Below are 15,956 nucleotides of genomic sequence, written 5' to 3' on the forward strand. Positions count from 1 at the left end.
AGTGAGTTGACAGGTGGTGGGGGTTGACGCCCTGGCGGGGTGCATATTCTGGTGTAGTTCTATGCATTGGGGTGATCTGTCCGAACTCATAACGGCATCGGGCGTTTCATCGACGGTCACGCGTGTAAATAACTCCGTCGTCGAATTCCTTGTCGAAATAGAATTCCCGGGTTTAGGGTGCCTTCCACTCCCCGTCGGAATGGATTCCCCATGCCCGAATTACCGTCCCAAGCCGCGCCCGTGATCGTCCCGTCCCCACCGCCGGCGCCGCCCGGTACCACCCGGGCCAACGCGCCGCGGGTCGCCGCCGCGAGCCTGGTCGGCACGACGATCGAGTACTACGACTTCGCGGTGTACGGCACCGCCAGCGCACTCGTCCTCGGCCCCGCCTTCTTCCCCTCCGGCAACGCCACCGTCTCCTCGCTGGCCGCGTTCCTCACCTTCGCGGCGGCCTTCGTCGCCCGCCCCCTCGGCGTCGCGCTCTTCGGGACGATCGGCGACCGCCTCGGCCGCCGCCGGGCCCTGGTCGCCTCCCTCCTGCTGATGGGCGTGGCGACGGTCGGCGTAGGACTGCTCCCCACCTACGAGAGCGTCGGAGTCCTCGCCCCCGTCCTGCTGGTGACGCTCCGTCTGCTGCAGGGCGTGAGCATGGGCGGCGAGTGGGGCGGTGCGGTGCTGCTCGCCGCGGAGCACGCACCGCCCGGACGCCGTGCGCTGTACGCGTCCATCCCGAACATCGGCCCCTCGCTCGGCTTCCTGCTGTCCAGCGCGGTCATCCTGCCCACCCTGAACCTCGCGGGCAGGGACGGCTTCACCGACTGGGCCTGGCGGATCCCGTTCCTGCTCAGCACCGTGCTCGTCGTGGTCGGCCTGTGGGTGCGGTCGACGGTCTCCGAGTCACCGCTGTTCACGCCGCCGACGGAGGCGTCGGCCAAGGCGCAGGCACCGGCACCGGCACACGAGAAGGCGCAGGCGCCCGCGCCCACGTCCCGCTTCCCGCTCGGCACGCTTCTCACCAGGCACCCCGGCCGGCTGCTGCTCGGCATCGGGGCCGCGCTGGGCGGCTCGGCCGTCTACTACCTGACGATCGTCTACAGCCTGTCGTACGGTCCGAAGGAACTCGGCATCCCGCAGAACACGATGCTGACCGCCGCGAGCGTCGGCGCGGCGGCCGGAATCGCCGTCACCCTCCCGGCCGCCAGGCTGGCCGACCGGATCGGCCGGCGCCCGGTGATGCTGACCGGGGCCGTGGGCAGCGTGCTGTGGGCGGTGCCCATGTACGCCTCGCTGAGCTCCCGTGACGCCTGGGTGATCACCGGCGCCTACACGGTCGGACTCGCCCTGCTCGCGCTGATGTTCTCCCCGGTGGCGGCCTTCCTCCCGGAGCTGTTCCCGGCGCGGCTGCGCTACACCGGCGCCTCCGCGGCCTTCATCCTCGCCAACACCCTCGGCGGCGGCTTCGCCCCACTGGTCGCCACCTGGCTGAACAGCACCTGGAACTCACCCCTCGTCCTCGGCTTCTACACCGGCGGCCTCTGCCTGCTGAGCCTCCTGTGTCTGCTGGCCCTGCCGGAGACCCGCGACCACGAGTTCGACGCCTGACGCCACAGCTCAAACGACGACTCGGCACAACGCCGACACAGCACGACGCCGAGCCCTGACTCCTGACGTTGCGCCGGGCTCGGCGTCGTGGGCGGTGGCCGGGGTATGACGGGAAACCGGCACCGCGTCCGTGGGGCCCGCAAGGGCCGTAGGCGGACTACTTCCTCTTGGCCTTGTGGCCGCTGCCGCTGATCCGGGCGATCCACTTGACGAAGTCGCCCGGGTCCGAGTTCGCGCCGTGGCCCTCGTCCCAGTAGTAGAGGTGGCTGACCTCGTCGCCGAGGCCGTTCGCGGCGGCGGCGAGGTTGGCGGAGACGGTGTGGGAGGTGTCGGAGTCCTTGGTGCCGAGGCGGATCCACCAGTGCTTGGTGCGCTTGGGGTTGGCCTTCTCGACCAGGAAGGGCATCGGGTTCATCAGGCGCAGCGTCTCGGGCAGGTCGCTGTCCAGGCGAGCACTGCTGCCGCTCTCGTGGCGCAGGCTGTAGAGGGTGAAGTGGCGGGCCTGCGTGGTGCCCTTGCCGAAGAGGTTGTTCTCGCCCGCGGACAGGTCGAAGGCGTCGAAGGCCGGCGTCGACTTCTTGCGGGCGCCGACGTGGGTGAGGAAGTCGGCCCAGGAGAAGGCCGCCTTGCCGCCGGACCAGGTGATGAAGGTGTTCGCGGCCAGGTACGACGCGCGGTCCGCGTCCGACAGCGCCGCGAGGTACTTCGTCGCCGACGGCTCCAGGTACTGCTTGACCAGGTACGCGTCGTAGTTGCGGGCGGTGAGCGCGCCGAAGCCGCCCAGGCCCCGCAGCCTGAGGGACGCCTGGTACTCGGCGAACTGCGACCGCAGCTCCTTCGACACCGTCTGGTCGACCTGCGAGCCCGAACTCGTCGCGTTGGAGCCCCAGTTCCACTCGTACGCGCCGTCGGCGTGCTCCAGGTCCGTGATCGGGCACCAGGCGCCGGTCGCGAAGATGGCGTCGCTCGCGTCGGCCGCGCCGATCTCGGCGAGGTACTTGTCGTAGAGCGGGCTGTCGCCGGACGCCCCGAGCAGGGAGGACAGGGCGCCACCCGCGCTGGTGCCGGAGGAGACGATGCGGTCGACGTTGCCGGGGATACGGCCCTTGTTGAACCGCACGTAGCGGACGGCGGCCTTGAGGTCGACGATTGCGGCGGGCGCGACGCCGTAGTACTCGCCGGAGGAGTTCTTGAGCGTACGACCGCGGGCGCCGGGCTCGACGACGACGTACCCGGCCGCGAGCGCCAGCTTCGGGAGGCTGACCATCTCGCCCTGGCCGTTCACCATGCCGTTGCCGCCGGAGGCCACCTCGCCGGAGCCGCTCGACGCCGACGTGCTGGGGGAGGCCGAGGCGCTCGGCGCGCCGCCCCCCGCCCCGCCGCCCGGCATGCCCGTCGTCCCGCCCCCGCCCACGCCCGTCGCGTCCGCCACGGACGACGGCATGTAACCGCCCACCGCGTTGGCGAACAGGATCGGGGCGGCGGACGCGTCCACGGCCGCCCCGTCGATCTTGACGGGGACGCTGACGTTCAGGCTCTGGTACGCCTCGTCGACCGGCTTGGTGACGTAGGTGATCGCCTTGTAGAAGCGGTACTCCACCTCGTGCTCGGCGCCGTCGGCGTCGGTGATGGTCGTCGTCAGGGTCGTGTAGGCGTCCTTGTCGAAGACCAGGGCGTCCGACGACGCGGCCCCCGACCCACCGCCCGTGCCGCTCGACGCCTGCGCGCTCAGGGCTATGCCCCCGACCGCGGCGACCCCGGCGGTCGCCCCGATCCCCATGACAACGCTCCTGCGCTTGACTGCCCTGTGCTTCACGTCCGGCTCCTCGTGGTCTCGGCCTGCGTCTGCGAACCTAGCCGGAGTGCGGACAAGATTGCCAACAATTCTGTGGACTCATCGGGGACGCACAGGCGATTGTCAGGCTCCCTTTATCTGACGTACCGTCAGATCCATGGATGCGATCTGGCTCACAGGTGCGGAATGGCTGGCCGTGCTCCGCATAGGCCTCGGGCTGTGGTGGCTGGAGAGCTGGCGGCACAAGGACAAGAAGAGCTGGTTCGAGGGGTCGGGAATCGCCTGGGCGGCGGACGTGGCGGGCAAGCACCGCTGGAACGCCGTACGGTCCGGCTTCGAGGTGGTCGTGGCGCCCCGGCCGCGGACCATGGCGTACGTCGTCCTGTACGCGGAGCTGGCCCTGGGCCTCGGGCTGATCCTCGGGTTCCTCACCCCGATCGCCCTCGTCGGCGGGCTGCTGCTCAACGGCCTCTACTTCGCCCTGATGATCCACGACTGGGCCGAGCAGGGGCAGAACTCGATGATGGCGCTGATCTCGCTGGTCGCGCTGTTCGGGATGTCCTGGCAGTCGTGGTCGGTGGACAGCGCGCTGGGGCTGTTCTGATGCGGTACGACCTGCCGGAGGCCGACGCCTTCACGCAGACCTACTGGGACGCCGCCGCGCAGGGACGGCTCCTCGTCCGGCGCTGCCGGGCGTGCGGCCGGGCCCACCACTACCCCCGGGAGTTCTGCCCCCACTGCTGGAGCGAGGACGTCGACTGGGAGCCGGCGAGCGGCCGGGCCACCCTCTACACCTGGTCCGTCGTGCACCGCAACGACCTGCCGCCCTTCGGGGAGCGGACGCCGTACGTCGCCGCGGTCGTCGAACTCGCCGAGGGGCCGCGGATGATGACCGAGGTCGTGGAGTGCGCGGACGCGGGGCGGCTGCGGGGCGGGATGGAGCTGGGGGTCGTCTTCCGGGGCGGGGTGCCGGTGTTCCGCCCTGTCGGGTGACCGACGCGCGCTTCAATGACCGCATGACTCACGCCGGCATACGACCCTCCCTCCACGCCTTACCCGACCTGCATGGCCACGGTCTGCGCCTGCGCCCCTGGGACCCGGAGCCCGAGGCCGACGTCGACGTCTGGTTCCGAGGGCGCACCGATCCCGAGTTCCGGCGCTGGAACACCCCGCTGCGGATCACCACGGACCTCGACAGCGCCCGGGACTCCCTGTGTGACGTGGCACGGAACGCGGCGGAGGGCACCTCGGCGCCGTACTGCGTCACCGACGCGACGACCGGCGCACCCCTCGGACACATCGGCGTCAACGTCATCAACCGGGTCGTCGGCTCCGCTCGCGTCGGCTACTGGGTTCTTCCCGAGGCCGCGGCCGTCGCGTCGCCACGCACGCGCTCTCCCTCGTCGCCCGCTGGGCCCTCACGAGCCGGGCCTGGGCCTGCACCGCCTCGAACTCGACCACGTGGGAGGCGGGACGGCACGACGCCTACCGGGACATGCATCTGCACGCGCGACTGGCGGAGGATCCGGACGTCGAGGTGTAGGCCGAAGGCCGCGGACGTCAACCTGTGGGCCCGCCGGACCCTGAACCCGCGCCCCTCAACCCCCGTCCGGGGGTGGGCTCTTGTGTCGGCTTGGTGTCCACGGCGGAAAAGGGCGCACAACCTCCGCCCGGGCGCGGGATCATGAGGTATGCGCCCGGACGACTGGTACTGCACCCAGGATCTCACCGGCTTTCTCGCCCACGCCGGAGGTTTCCTGCGCTCACGCCCCGATCTGCACACCGTCGCCCTGACGGTGACCGAGTCGCTGCGCACGAGCGGGCTGCGCGCCTACGGCGACGAGCCGCCCGTCTTCGGCGTGCTGGAGGTCGGCGGACAGGTACGGGCCGCCTACTTCCGCACCCCGCCCTACCGGCTGAACGTCACCCCGCTCACCTCCGACGAGGCGGACTCCCTCGCCGCCCACCTGATAGCCCTCGGCCAGCAGGTCCCCGGTGTCCTCGCGGCCAGCGAGACCGCCGAGGCCTTCAGCGCCGCCTGGCGCCGGCACACGGGCGTCCGGGGCACCGTCACCCAGCGGCAACGCCTGTACCGGCTGGGGAACCTGACCGTTCCGCAGCCCGTTCCGGCGGGCCGGGCGCGGATCGCGGGCAAGGAGGACCGGGAGCTACTGGCGCGCTGGTACGGCGAGTTCATCGACGCCGTCGGTGATCACGCCGCCCGTGACGCCGGCGGCTGGGCCGACTCACGGATCGCCTACGGCGGCGTCACCCTCTGGGAGGGCGAGGACGGCACCCCCCTCGCCATGGCCGGCGTGACCCCGGTGGTCGCAGGACAGGTCCGGGTCGCCCCCGTCTACACCCCGGCCCACCTGCGCGGACGCGGCTACGCGGGCGCGGTCACCGCCCAGGTCAGCCGGGCCGTGCTCGCTTCCGGGGTGCGGGAGTTGCTGCTCTTCACGGACCTCGCGAACCAGACCAGCAACAGCCTCTACCAGCGCATCGGGTACCGCGCGGTGTCCGACTTCACGGCGTACGACTTCCGGGGCAGCCGAGGCTTCTGACCGCCCGGGGGGCGACGGCACGTACGGCTCACGGCCAGAGCAGCCCCTTGTCCCACCCCTCCTCCGTACGCCGGTAGACGAGCCGCACATGCCGTCGCGCCGCGTCGCCCTGGAAGAACTCGACCTCGTCGGCGCGGAGCCGGTACAGCGTCCAGGACGGGACCGGGGCGTCCGGCTCCCGCTGGGCCCGCTCCCAGGCGGCCTGCGACTCCCGCGCCAACTCCTCCACCGACGACAGGACTTCGCTCTGCCGCCCGGTCAGCGCCGCCGCCAGCGCGCCGGTCGAGCGGGCGTGCAGGTCGGCCTGGGACGCGACGGACGGGGCGCTCGTGACCGACCCGCGGACCCGCACCTGACGGCCCTGCGCGGGCCAGTAGAAACCGAGGGCCGCGTACGGCCGTGCGGCGAGCTGACGTCCCTTGCGGCTGCCGGCATGCGTCGCGAAGGACCAGCCGGACGCGTCGGCACCGTGCAGCATCACGGTCCGCACGTCCGGCAGCCCCTCCTCGTCGGCCGTGGCGAGGGACATGGTGTGCGGCTCCACCTGCCCGGCCGCGACCGCCTCCGCGAACCAGGCCGTGAAGAGGGCGAGCGGTTCGTCGGGTGCGGCGGCCGGCTCGAAGGCCGACAGCTCGGTGACCGCCGGGTCCCACACCCGCAGCGACCTCAGCAGCTCATGAAGATCTGTTCCCATGCCCCGATTGTCAGGTGCGGGGTCGAGATCGGCTCACACCTGGCCCAGGTCGGACGACACCCACCGCTCGGGCCGCATATGGATGACGACCTGCTCGCCGTGGTTCTTCGAGGCGAAGTCGACATAGCCGTCGACCTTCTCGGCCGGCAGGTAGCGGGCGGAGATCTCGCGGAGGTGTTCGAGGGTGGCGGGGGCCGTTTTGATGACAGGCCCCTCGACGGACGCGTATCGGATGGTGGGTTCGAGCCGGTCGATCATCAAGGAGAACCGGCCTGCCGCCTGGATCAGCCGGTTCTTGCGGGTGTCCGGCCCGGTCATGATCCAGATGTCACCACCGGGCGCGTACTGGTACCAGATCGGCACGGTCAGCGGAGCACGCCCCGCACCCGCGTCGACCGCCAGCGCGGCGACATGCGGCTCGGCCAGGAACTGTTCACGTTCTTCCCGGGTCAGGGCCATTGCGGACACCTCCAGGGGTTCGGTCGCCGATGGCCTTCGCTGCAGCACAACACGGACTCGGGGGTACGTGTTCCCGAACCCGGCACGAGGTCCGGCCGCCCCGATCACACGTCGCCCCCCTCACCCCCGCCCCAGCACCACCGTCCCCGAGGAGCAGAACCACCCCCCGGTCGCCGAAGCCACCCCCAGGCGCGGCAACTCCCCGTCCCGCCCCCGCACCTGCCGCTCCCCGCCCTCGCCCCGCAGCTGTCGTACCGCCTCCACGAGCAGGAACAGGCCCCGCATGCCGGGGTGTTGGGCCGAGAGGCCGCCCCCGTCGGTGTTGACCGGCAGCTCGCCGCCCCGCACCAGCAGGCGTCCCTTCTCCACGAAGGCGCCGCCCTCGCCCTTGCCGCAGAAGCCCAGGTCCTCCAGGGTCACCAGGGTCATGTAGGTGAACGCGTCGTAGAGCTCGGCGAAGTCGATCTCCTCCGGGCGCACCCCGGCCCGCTCGAAGGCGAGGCGGCCGCTCACCGCTGCCGGGCCCGTCGTGAAGTCGGGCCACTCGGACATGGTGGCGTGCGAGACGTGCTCGCCGGTGCCGAGGATCCACACCGGGGCCGTACGGCAGTCCCGTACGTACTCCTCGGCGGCCAGCAGTACCGCCGCCCCGCCGTCGGAGCGGATGCAGCAGTGCAGCTTGGTAAAAGGGTCCGCGATCATCTGGCCCGACAGGACGTCGTCCACGGTGATCGGGGCGCGGAACATGGCCTCGGGGTTCAGCGCGGCGTTCGCCCTGGCCTGGACCGCCACCTCCGCCAACTGCTCGATGGTCGTGCCGTGTTCGAGCATGTGGCGGCGGGCGGCCATGGCGTACTTGGCGATGAGCGTGTGGCCGTAGGGGACCTCGAACTGCAGCGGGCCCCGGGAGCCGAAGGACAGATTGCCGGTCCTCCGCCCTGCCTTGATGTCCGCGCGGGCCGTCGAGCCGTAGACGAGGAGCACGGCGTTCGCGTGCCCTCTCGCTATCGCGTCCGCCGCGTGCGCCGCCATGACCTCCCAGGTCGAGCCGCCTACGGAGGTGGAGTCGACCCAGGTGGGGCGCAGGCCCAGGTACTCCGCCACCTCGACGGGCGCCAGGGTGCCGAGGCCGGCGGACGCGAAGCCGTCCACCACCGCCCGGTCCAGGCCCGCGTCGGCCAGGGCGCGGCGGGCCGCCTGGGCGTGCAGGGCGTACGGGGTCGCGTCGTCCACCCGACCGCAGTCGGCGAGGGCGACCCCGACCGCGGCGACTTTCCGGCTCGCGGGAGTCATGAGAGGAGGGCCTCCAACCTCTGGGCATCTCGTTGCGACCCTCCTAATATGACGGCCCGTCAGATCTGGAGGGAAGAGCCGGAGGGAAGAACCCATGGACGCCAGCTTCACCCCAGAGCAGGACGAGATCCGCCGCACCCTCCGCGAGCTGCTCCACAGCCGCTGCGGCCCCCGCGAGCTGCGCGCGGCCGTCGACACCCCGGCCGGGCACGACCCCGCCCTGTGGACCGCCCTCGCCGAACAGCTCGGCCTGCCCGGACTCGCCCTCCCCGAGGCATACGGCGGTGTCGGCTGCTCGGCGACCGAACTCGCCCTCGCCTGCGAGGAGACCGGCCGGGCGCTGGCCCCCTCTCCACTGCTCGCCACGGCCGTCCTCACCGCACCGCTGATCGCCGCCCTCGGCACCGAGGCCCAGCGCACCGCACTGCTGCCCCGCCTCGCCTCCGGCACCCTGACCGCCACCCTCGCCGTCCCCGGCCCCGCGCTCGCCGCCGCCCTCGCCCTGACCGGCGACAACGGCGGCGACTGGGCCGGCGGCGGGCGCGCCGGGGGTGTGCAGGCGCGGCGGGTGGAAGGCGGCTGGCGGCTGTACGGGCAGGCCGACCAGGTGCTGGACGGGCACAGCGCGGGGCTGCTGCTGGTCGCCGCGCACGCCGGGGGGTTCGCCCGATCGCGGACGCTGCTGTTCCTGGTGGCGGGGGAGGCGGCGGGTGTCGTACGGGTACGACAGACCGCACTGGACACCACCCGACCGCAGGGACGCGTCCAACTCCGCGATGTGGAAGCCGAGTTGCTGGGGGAGGAGGCCGCTGACGTGCTGGGTGCGCTGGCGGCTGCGGGGCAGGTGACCGCCGCCGTACTGTCCTGCGAGGCCGTGGGCGCCGCCGACCGGGTACTGGAACGGACGGTGGAGTACGTCAAACAGCGGGAGCAGTTCGGCCGCCCGATCGGCTCCTTCCAGGCGGTGAAGCACAAGCTGGCGGACGTATACGTGGCGGTGCAAGCAGCAAGATCGGCGGCATATTACGCAGCCTGGGCGACAACGCCCTTTAGGGGCGCGGGGAACTGCGCGACCAGCCACAACGAACCCGCACACAACCACCGGCATATCCCGGCACCCCCCGCGGAGCGCCTCGCGCTGGCGCAGGCCCTCGAAGCACTCCGAACCGCGTCCGCCGAGGGCATCCAGTTCCACGGCGGCATCGGTTTCACCTGGGAGCACGAGGCCCACCTGTACTTCAAGCGGGCCGCCGGCGACGAGCTGCTCTTCGGCCCGGTGCACCGGCTTCGGGCGCACGCCGCCGACGCGGCACGACTCTTCGAGACGTCAGAGGCACGGGAGGTGGCGGTGTGATCGGCGTACGGGTCGTACAGAAGGTGTCCTCGACGCGGGGCTTCGCCAAGGTCGCCCCGCATGTCATCCCCGCCCTTGACCGTGCCGTGCACCGGCTCACGCGTGGAAAGGTGCTGCTCAGCGCCCAGATGCTGCCCGGCGTGATCCTCACCTCCACCGGCGCCCGCAGCGGACTGTCCCGCCGTACGCCGCTCGCCTGCATGCCCGAGGAGGACGGGCGCTCCTGGATCCTCGTCGGCTCGAACTTCGGCCGCACCGGTAACCCCGCCTGGACCCACAACCTCCTCGCCCACCCCGACGCCGAGGTCAGCTGGAAGGGCCGGGACATCCCGGTCACCGCCCGGCTGCTGGAGGGCGGGGAGCGGGCGGCCGTATGGAAGACCGCGCTCGCGTTCTGGCCGCCGTACGCGACGTATCAGGCCCGGGTGGAGCGGGAGATCCGGCTCTTCAGGATCGTCCGCCGGTCATAGCGCCGTAGGGTCACAGCGTCGCCAGGCGCTGTACGAGGAGAAACGCGCCGATCCCCAGCATCGCCGCCCCCGACGTGCGCGCGACCGCCCGCGCCGCCGCCGGGCGGGCGCCGAGGACCGCGCGGGCCGCCAGGCCCACCGTCAGGTAGACGGCGGCGCAGCACGCCATGTGGAGCAGGCCGAGTACGGCGGTCTGGGCGGGGATCGGCAGATGGTCGCCCTTGGTCACCAGGAACTGCGGCAGCACGGAGAGGTAGAGCAGCAGGCCCTTGGGGTTGAGGCCGCTGATCGTGGCACCGCGCAGAAAGGCGCGGGCCGGGCTCGCGGCGACGGGCTCCTCGGCCGCCCCCGGCGTTCCCGGCCTGCGCAGCACGCCCCAGCCGAGCCACACCAGATATGCGGCGCCGGCCGCCGTCAGCGCGGTCAGCAGCGCCGGCTCGCCCGCCACCAGCACCGCCAGTCCGGCCACCGCGAGGACCGTGTGCAGCGCGTACCCGGCGACCAGGCCCGCCACCGCCGTCACCGGTGAGCGGTCGCGCAGCCCGGCGGAGATCGCGTACGCCCAGTCGGCGCCCGGTATGCAGACCAGCAGCAGGTCGATGGCGAGGAAGGAGAGGAGCAGTCCGGAGTCCATGATGGGGACATTAGGCGGGAATGGCTCGAAAGTGTTGTCGAAGTTTGCCCATGATCGCCGTTTCTGAGGGAAGATCTGCCTCATGGACGACGTGGACAGAAAGATTCTTGCCGAACTTCAGCAGGACGGGCGGCTGACCGTGACCGAGCTGGCCGCGCGGGTGCGGCTGAGCGTCTCGCCGTGTCACCGGCGGCTGCGGGAGCTGGAGCGGGCCGGCGCCATCAGCGGGTACCGCGCGGTCGTGGACCCGGCCGCCGTCGGGCTGACCTTCGAGGCGCTGGTCTTCGTCTCCATGCGGCAGGAGGACCGGGACACCGTCGCCGAGTTCGAGCGGGCGCTCGGCGAGGTCGCGGAGGTGCTGGAGGCGCAGCGGCTGTTCGGGGAGCCGGACTATCTGCTGCGGGTCGTCGCCGCCGACCTCGGTGCCTACCAGCGGCTCTACGACGAGCGGCTGGCCACGCTGCCGGGGGTGCAGCGGCTCACGTCGACGCTGGTGATGAAGCACGTGGTGAAGGACCGGCCGCTACCCGGCTGAGGCCAGGGCGGCAAGAGAGGCAAGAGGGGCAAGAGAGGCAAGGGGCCGCAATGAGCGGCAGGCGGTGGGCACACGTGTGAACCGCCGCCGACAAGACAGGACTTGGGAACCCGGCGACCGAACCGTCGGCCGCCCGGCGCTACTTCGTCGGCTTCTTCCCGGTCACGCCCAGATGCACCAACAGCGCGAGGTTCGGCTTGAGTTCAGCCTGCTTCACGCCCCATGTCTGGAAGCCCTTCTGGTGCGAGGCCACCGCCGCGAGCATCGCGACGATCGAACCCGCGACCGCGGCCGGGTTGACGTCCTTGTCGACCTTGCCCTTGGCCTGCAGCTGAGTGACGGCTTCCGCAAGGGAGTTGTTGACGGTGTTCAGGATCTTCATTCGGAGTTTGTAGAAGCGTTTGTCGCCCTCGGACGCCCCGAGGTCGACGACCCTGAGGATCGCGTCGTTGCGGCGCCAGAACTCCAGGAACCCGTCGACGAGTTCCTGGGCGGTCTGCCAGCCCGCCTTGCCGACCCAGCTGCGGCCCTCGACGAGCTCGGTCAACCCGGCGCCCTCGGTGGCCATTTGCTCGGCGATCTCCAGGACGGCGCCCTCGACGTCCGGGAAGTACTGGTAGAAGGTCGCGGGTGAAGTCCCCGCCTTCCGGGCGACATCGATGACTTTGACGTCCCGGTAGGGGGAGGAGCTGAGCATCTCGCTGAGGCAGTCGAGCAGCTTCTGCCGGGTCGCCTGCCCACGCCGGCCGGCCACGCGGCCGTCGACGGTACGCACTTGTCCTGTCATGCCGTCAGCTTACCGAGGCGTGATCGGGGCGCGATTCGGCCGACTGCAAATGGGGTGCACGAGGATACGGAGGCGGGTGTGCCTGGTCTGCGGGTTGCGTGAGAGGCCGTTACTTTGACGACATGGCCGAAAACAGGGCATCCGCAGACGGAACGGGAAACGGGGAGGGGTACGCGGAGGGCGTCCCGTGCTGGGTGGACGCCCAGCTGCCCGACGTGGAGGCGGGCAAGCGCTTCTACGGGGAGCTCTTCGGGTGGGACTTCGAGGAGGCGTACGACTCCACCGTGCTGGCCCGGCTGGACGGCGAGCCCGTCGCCTCGCTCGCCCGCAAGGCGGACGGGCGGTTTCCCACCGTGTGGACGGTGTACTTCGCCACCCCGGACGCGGAAGCCCTGGTCAGGAGGATCCGGGAGGCCGAGGGGCAGGTGGTCACCTCGCCCGTGGAGATCGGGGCGGGACTGGGGAGGGCCGCGCTGGTCACCGACCCGGAGGGCGCCGTCTTCGGGCTCTGGCAGGCGGGCGAGCACCAGGGCTTCGGCCGCCGGCACGAGGCCGGCACCTTCGGCTGGGTCGAGCTGTACGCCCGGGACACCGAGGTCGCCAACGCCTTCTACGGCAAGCTCTTCGCCGACGCCCTGTTCGGGCCGGACGCGAAGCCGGACTTCGGGCGGGCTGCGGTCGCGGAGCGCTTCTCGGAGATGATGCCGCCCCACTTCGTCGTCCACTTCCAGGTGACGGACTGTACGGAGACCCTCGGCACGGTGACCCGGCTCGGCGGGCGGGTCCAGGTGCCGCCCTTCGAAACGTCGTACGGGACGGTCGCCGTGCTCACCGACAATCAGGGGGCGTCCTTCGCGGTGCTGGAGCGCCGAGCGGCCCCGGAAGTCTGACCTCACTCTTACCTCGGGCGTCCCAACATGCGAACCTGCGCTTTCCGTCGGGTGCCCGAGTGTGGTTTTGTCCCAAGACACCCCGTTCCGCCCTTGGGTTCGCAACCACGCCCTCGGACAGGAAGAATCGGGGTGCGTGCCGCCAAGGCGGTGCGGTGGTGAGACGCTGCACGGGGTCGCGTACATATCTGGGTGACGGGGCCCGTACGGGGAGGTGGCAGGCAAGTGGTGGATCAGCTGACGCAGCACGATCCGCGCAGGATCGGGCCGTTCGAGGTGCTCGGACGGCTGGGCGCCGGCGGTATGGGGCTGGTCTATCTCGCGCGCTCGGCTTCGGGCCGGCGGGTGGCGATCAAGACGGTCCGTACGGAGCTCGCCGAGGACCAGCTGTTCCGCGTCCGCTTCACGCGTGAGGTGGAGGCGGCCCGGGCGGTCTCCGGCTTCTATACGGCCGCGGTCGTCGACGCCGACCCGCGTGCCGCCGTGCCGTGGCTGGCCACCGCGTACGTCCCCGCGCCCTCCCTCGAAGAGATAGTGAACGAGTGCGGGCCGCTCCCGGCCCAGGCGGTGCGCTGGCTGGCGGCGGGTGTGGCGGAGGCCCTCCAGTCCATCCACGGCGCGGGGCTCGTCCACCGCGACCTCAAGCCGTCCAACGTGCTCGTCGTCGAGGACGGCCCCCGCGTCATCGACTTCGGTATCGCGTCCGGCGTCTCGAACACGCGTTTGACGATGACGAACGTCGCCGTCGGTACCCCCGCCTACATGTCGCCGGAGCAGGCGAAGGACTCCCGCAGCGTCACCGGCGCCAGCGATGTCTTCTCGCTCGGCTCGATGCTGGTGTTCGCCGCCACCGGACACCCGCCCTTCCACGGCGCCAACCCGGTCGAGACGGTCTTCATGCTGCTCCGCGAGGGCCCGGACCTCGAAGGCCTCCCGGACGAGCTGCGCCCGCTGATCGAGTCCTGTATGCAGATGGACCCGACCGCCCGCCCCAACCCCGCCGACCTCCAGGCCCAGCTCGCCCCGCACCTCTTCGGCTCCGGCTCCGACGACAGCGGTACGGCGTCCGCGTGGCTGCCCGAGCGGGCGGTGGGCCTGATCGAGTCGCGGCGCGGCGGCAGACCGGCGGCGAAGCCCCCGTCGTCCTCGGGCCGCAGCGGCGGCCGTATCGCCCCGGCCCCCGCGCCCGTCCCGCCCCCGCCCGCGCACGACCCGGTCGTCCCCGGCCCGCAGCCCGTCCCGGTCGGCGCCCCCGACACCGGCCCCGTACGGCTGGCCGGCGCCGCGGTCCCCATCGGCCCCGGCCCCCGCGTCTCCGACGCCCGCGCCGCCGCCATGCAGGCGCCCCCGCCGGAGGCCGGCCTCGTCGCCTCCTGGTCCAAACCCCGCCCCGGCGTCAACGGCACCGGCCCCGCCGTGGGCCCTGCCGTACCGGCCGTCCCGCCCCTGCCCCCGGAGCCGGCGGCCGGCTGGCGCCCCTGGCGTTTCCGCATGTCGAACGACGTCTGGGGCACCCCCTCCGTCGCCGACGACCTCGTCTACGTCACCTCCTTCGAGGTGCACGCCCTCGACGTGGCAACCGGCCGCCGCAGCTTCAAGACGCGGGACGTGGCCTGGTCGATGGCGGTCGCGGACGGCCGTATCCACGCCTCCGACGGCCCGACCCTGTTCGCCCTGGACAGCAGGGAGGGCGCCGACCTGTGGCGTCTGCAGACGGACGCGTGGGTCTACTCGCTCAAGGCCGAGCGCGGCACCGTCGTCACCGGCACCCGCGGCGGCGGCGTCCAGGCCTGGGACGCCTCGAACGGCCAGAAGCTGTGGGAGATCACCGGGGCGCAGACCGACTTCGAGTCGCCCGAGGCCGGCCCGGCGCTGTACGACGGCACGGTGTACGTCTGGCAGGACGCCCGCCTGCGCGCCCTGGACGCCCGCAGCGGCGACGAGCGCTGGTCGTACCCCATCGGCGACGCGGCCTCCTGCGGCGGCGTCCCGGTGCGGGTGGCGCAGGCGCCGGACGGCCATGTGTACGTCTCGGCCGGCACGCGGGTCCTGTCGCTGGACGTGGCGAGCGGTCACGTCCGCTGGCACTTCGAGGCCCCGGCGGTCTTCCTGTGCCCGCCGGCCTTCGTGCCGGGCCCCGCGGTGACCGGCGGAGGTGTGTACCTCGCCGACTACCTCGGCACGGTCTACGCCCTGGACGCCGTCGACGGCCGCGACCGCTGGCGCATCGCCACCGAGGCCCGGTCCTCGAACGACCCGGTGCTGGTGGCCGCGGGCCATGTGCACGTCGGCAGCGGCAAGGGCCTGTACACGCTGGACGCGGTCACCGGGACGCCGAAGTGGCGCTTCCAGGCGGGCGGCGACATCGTGGGCGCGCCCGCGGTGGCCGAGGGTCGGATCCACTTCGGCTCCACCGACCACCTGCTCTACACCCTGAAGGCCGACGACGGCCGCCTGCGCTGGAAGCTGGCCACCGGCGGCGAGATCACCGGGTCGCCCGTGGTGAAGGACGGCGTCGTGTACGCGTGCAGCAAAGACCGATGCGTCTACGCGCTGGACGCGGAGAAGGGCACGGGCACGGCGCGCTCCGCCGGGTAGTGCGGTGATCGGCCGTCGTTTGTCCGCTGCGCCGTTGTGGCTGGTCGCGCCCGCGCGGCGGAGCCGCATGGTCGGTGCAGCCCCGCGCCCCTTGGGGCGTTGCCGCACAGCGGCGTTGATCAGGCGCTGCTGCTTTCCTCCGGCATGCTCGGCCACGGGCTTGTGACGGCCGCCGTACCGGCGCACGGAAGGGTCCGGACGGCGGCCGTCGCTACCGGGAGCGGCAGTGCGCGCCGCTCGCACCGCAGACGCTACGCCGGGTACACGGAGGTCGCCACGCG

The 15,956-nt window shown here is 71.9% G+C and carries 16 protein-coding genes; 10 read left to right on the forward strand and 6 right to left on the reverse strand.

The annotated features are described in order from the left end of the window. Nucleotides 1-210 precede the first annotated feature (210 nt). The gene (locus ACIA8X_RS27610; RefSeq protein WP_399459341.1) at nt 211-1,602 is read left to right on the forward strand and encodes an MFS transporter; all 1,392 of its coding nucleotides are present in this window, start codon (nt 211-213) and stop codon (nt 1,600-1,602) included. A gap of 157 nt (nt 1,603-1,759) precedes the next feature. Here the strand turns inward: ACIA8X_RS27610 and ACIA8X_RS27615 are convergent, their stop codons facing one another. After that, the gene (locus ACIA8X_RS27615; protein ID WP_399459397.1) at nt 1,760-3,382 is read right to left on the reverse strand and encodes a subtype B tannase; all 1,623 of its coding nucleotides are present in this window, start codon (nt 3,380-3,382) and stop codon (nt 1,760-1,762) included. Nucleotides 3,383-3,554: 172 nt separating this feature from the next. On the opposite strand from ACIA8X_RS27615, the gene ACIA8X_RS27620 reads away from it, so the two are divergent. Genes ACIA8X_RS27620 through ACIA8X_RS27635 form a run of 4 tightly spaced genes read left to right on the forward strand, consistent with a single transcriptional unit; the run spans nt 3,555 to nt 5,961 of the window. Next, on the forward strand, nt 3,555-4,001 hold the full coding sequence (locus ACIA8X_RS27620; RefSeq protein WP_399459342.1) for a DoxX family protein: 447 nt from the start codon (nt 3,555-3,557) through the stop codon (nt 3,999-4,001). Then, the gene (locus tag ACIA8X_RS27625; protein WP_393452943.1) at nt 4,001-4,390 is read left to right on the forward strand and encodes a Zn-ribbon domain-containing OB-fold protein; all 390 of its coding nucleotides are present in this window, start codon (nt 4,001-4,003) and stop codon (nt 4,388-4,390) included. Before ACIA8X_RS27620 ends, ACIA8X_RS27625 begins: the two co-directional genes overlap by 1 nt. 23 nt (nt 4,391-4,413) lie before the next feature. Further along, nucleotides 4,414-5,085 (forward strand): GNAT family N-acetyltransferase, encoded by a 672-nt coding sequence (locus ACIA8X_RS27630; protein WP_399459343.1) that lies wholly within the window; start codon nt 4,414-4,416, stop codon nt 5,083-5,085. A 3-nt stretch (nt 5,086-5,088) separates the two neighbouring features. Beyond that, nucleotides 5,089-5,961, forward strand: a complete 873-nt coding sequence (locus ACIA8X_RS27635; RefSeq protein ID WP_399459345.1) for a GNAT family N-acetyltransferase — start codon at nt 5,089-5,091, stop codon at nt 5,959-5,961. A 28-nt stretch (nt 5,962-5,989) separates the two neighbouring features. Here ACIA8X_RS27635 and ACIA8X_RS27640 read toward each other — a convergent pair whose 3' ends face one another. From ACIA8X_RS27640 to ACIA8X_RS27650, 3 genes are all read right to left on the reverse strand, one after another. Further along, nucleotides 5,990-6,655, reverse strand: a complete 666-nt coding sequence (locus tag ACIA8X_RS27640; protein WP_393452949.1) for a pyridoxal 5'-phosphate synthase — start codon at nt 6,653-6,655, stop codon at nt 5,990-5,992. 33 nt (nt 6,656-6,688) lie between these two features. Next, the gene (locus tag ACIA8X_RS27645) at nt 6,689-7,114 is read right to left on the reverse strand and encodes a pyridoxamine 5'-phosphate oxidase family protein (protein ID WP_393452952.1); all 426 of its coding nucleotides are present in this window, start codon (nt 7,112-7,114) and stop codon (nt 6,689-6,691) included. 120 nt (nt 7,115-7,234) lie between these two features. After that, the gene (locus ACIA8X_RS27650; protein WP_399459347.1) at nt 7,235-8,407 is read right to left on the reverse strand and encodes a thiolase C-terminal domain-containing protein; all 1,173 of its coding nucleotides are present in this window, start codon (nt 8,405-8,407) and stop codon (nt 7,235-7,237) included. A gap of 94 nt (nt 8,408-8,501) precedes the next feature. Between ACIA8X_RS27650 and ACIA8X_RS27655 the strand changes: the two genes are divergently transcribed. Next, on the forward strand, nt 8,502-9,761 hold the full coding sequence (locus ACIA8X_RS27655; protein WP_399459348.1) for an acyl-CoA dehydrogenase family protein: 1,260 nt from the start codon (nt 8,502-8,504) through the stop codon (nt 9,759-9,761). Then, the gene (locus tag ACIA8X_RS27660; RefSeq protein ID WP_393452961.1) at nt 9,758-10,231 is read left to right on the forward strand and encodes a nitroreductase/quinone reductase family protein; all 474 of its coding nucleotides are present in this window, start codon (nt 9,758-9,760) and stop codon (nt 10,229-10,231) included. Before ACIA8X_RS27655 ends, ACIA8X_RS27660 begins: the two co-directional genes overlap by 4 nt. 10 nt (nt 10,232-10,241) lie before the next feature. Here ACIA8X_RS27660 and ACIA8X_RS27665 read toward each other — a convergent pair whose 3' ends face one another. Then, the gene (locus ACIA8X_RS27665) at nt 10,242-10,865 is read right to left on the reverse strand and encodes a LysE family translocator (RefSeq protein ID WP_393452964.1); all 624 of its coding nucleotides are present in this window, start codon (nt 10,863-10,865) and stop codon (nt 10,242-10,244) included. Nucleotides 10,866-10,947: 82 nt separating this feature from the next. Here ACIA8X_RS27665 and ACIA8X_RS27670 point away from each other — a divergent pair, with 82 nt between their 5' ends. Beyond that, nucleotides 10,948-11,400: an Lrp/AsnC family transcriptional regulator gene (locus ACIA8X_RS27670; protein ID WP_393452967.1), complete on the forward strand. Its 453-nt coding sequence runs from the start codon at nt 10,948-10,950 to the stop codon at nt 11,398-11,400. Between the two features lie 139 nt (nt 11,401-11,539). On the opposite strand, the gene ACIA8X_RS27675 is transcribed toward ACIA8X_RS27670, so the two are convergent. Continuing rightward, nucleotides 11,540-12,175 carry a TetR family transcriptional regulator gene (locus ACIA8X_RS27675; RefSeq protein WP_393453103.1) on the reverse strand — a complete coding sequence of 212 codons (636 nt, stop codon included), beginning with the start codon at nt 12,173-12,175 and terminating at the stop codon, nt 11,540-11,542. A gap of 134 nt (nt 12,176-12,309) precedes the next feature. Here ACIA8X_RS27675 and ACIA8X_RS27680 point away from each other — a divergent pair, with 134 nt between their 5' ends. Together ACIA8X_RS27680 and ACIA8X_RS27685 are read left to right on the forward strand one after the other, a co-directional pair. After that, nucleotides 12,310-13,077, forward strand: a complete 768-nt coding sequence (locus tag ACIA8X_RS27680) for a VOC family protein (RefSeq protein WP_399459349.1) — start codon at nt 12,310-12,312, stop codon at nt 13,075-13,077. A gap of 225 nt (nt 13,078-13,302) precedes the next feature. Continuing rightward, nucleotides 13,303-15,675 (forward strand): PQQ-binding-like beta-propeller repeat protein, encoded by a 2,373-nt coding sequence (locus tag ACIA8X_RS27685; RefSeq protein ID WP_393452973.1) that lies wholly within the window; start codon nt 13,303-13,305, stop codon nt 15,673-15,675. Nucleotides 15,676-15,956 lie beyond the last annotated feature (281 nt).

This window comes from Streptomyces sp. NPDC051738 (genome assembly GCF_044453205.1).
Taxonomy (GTDB): Bacteria; Actinomycetota; Actinomycetes; order Streptomycetales; family Streptomycetaceae; genus Streptomyces.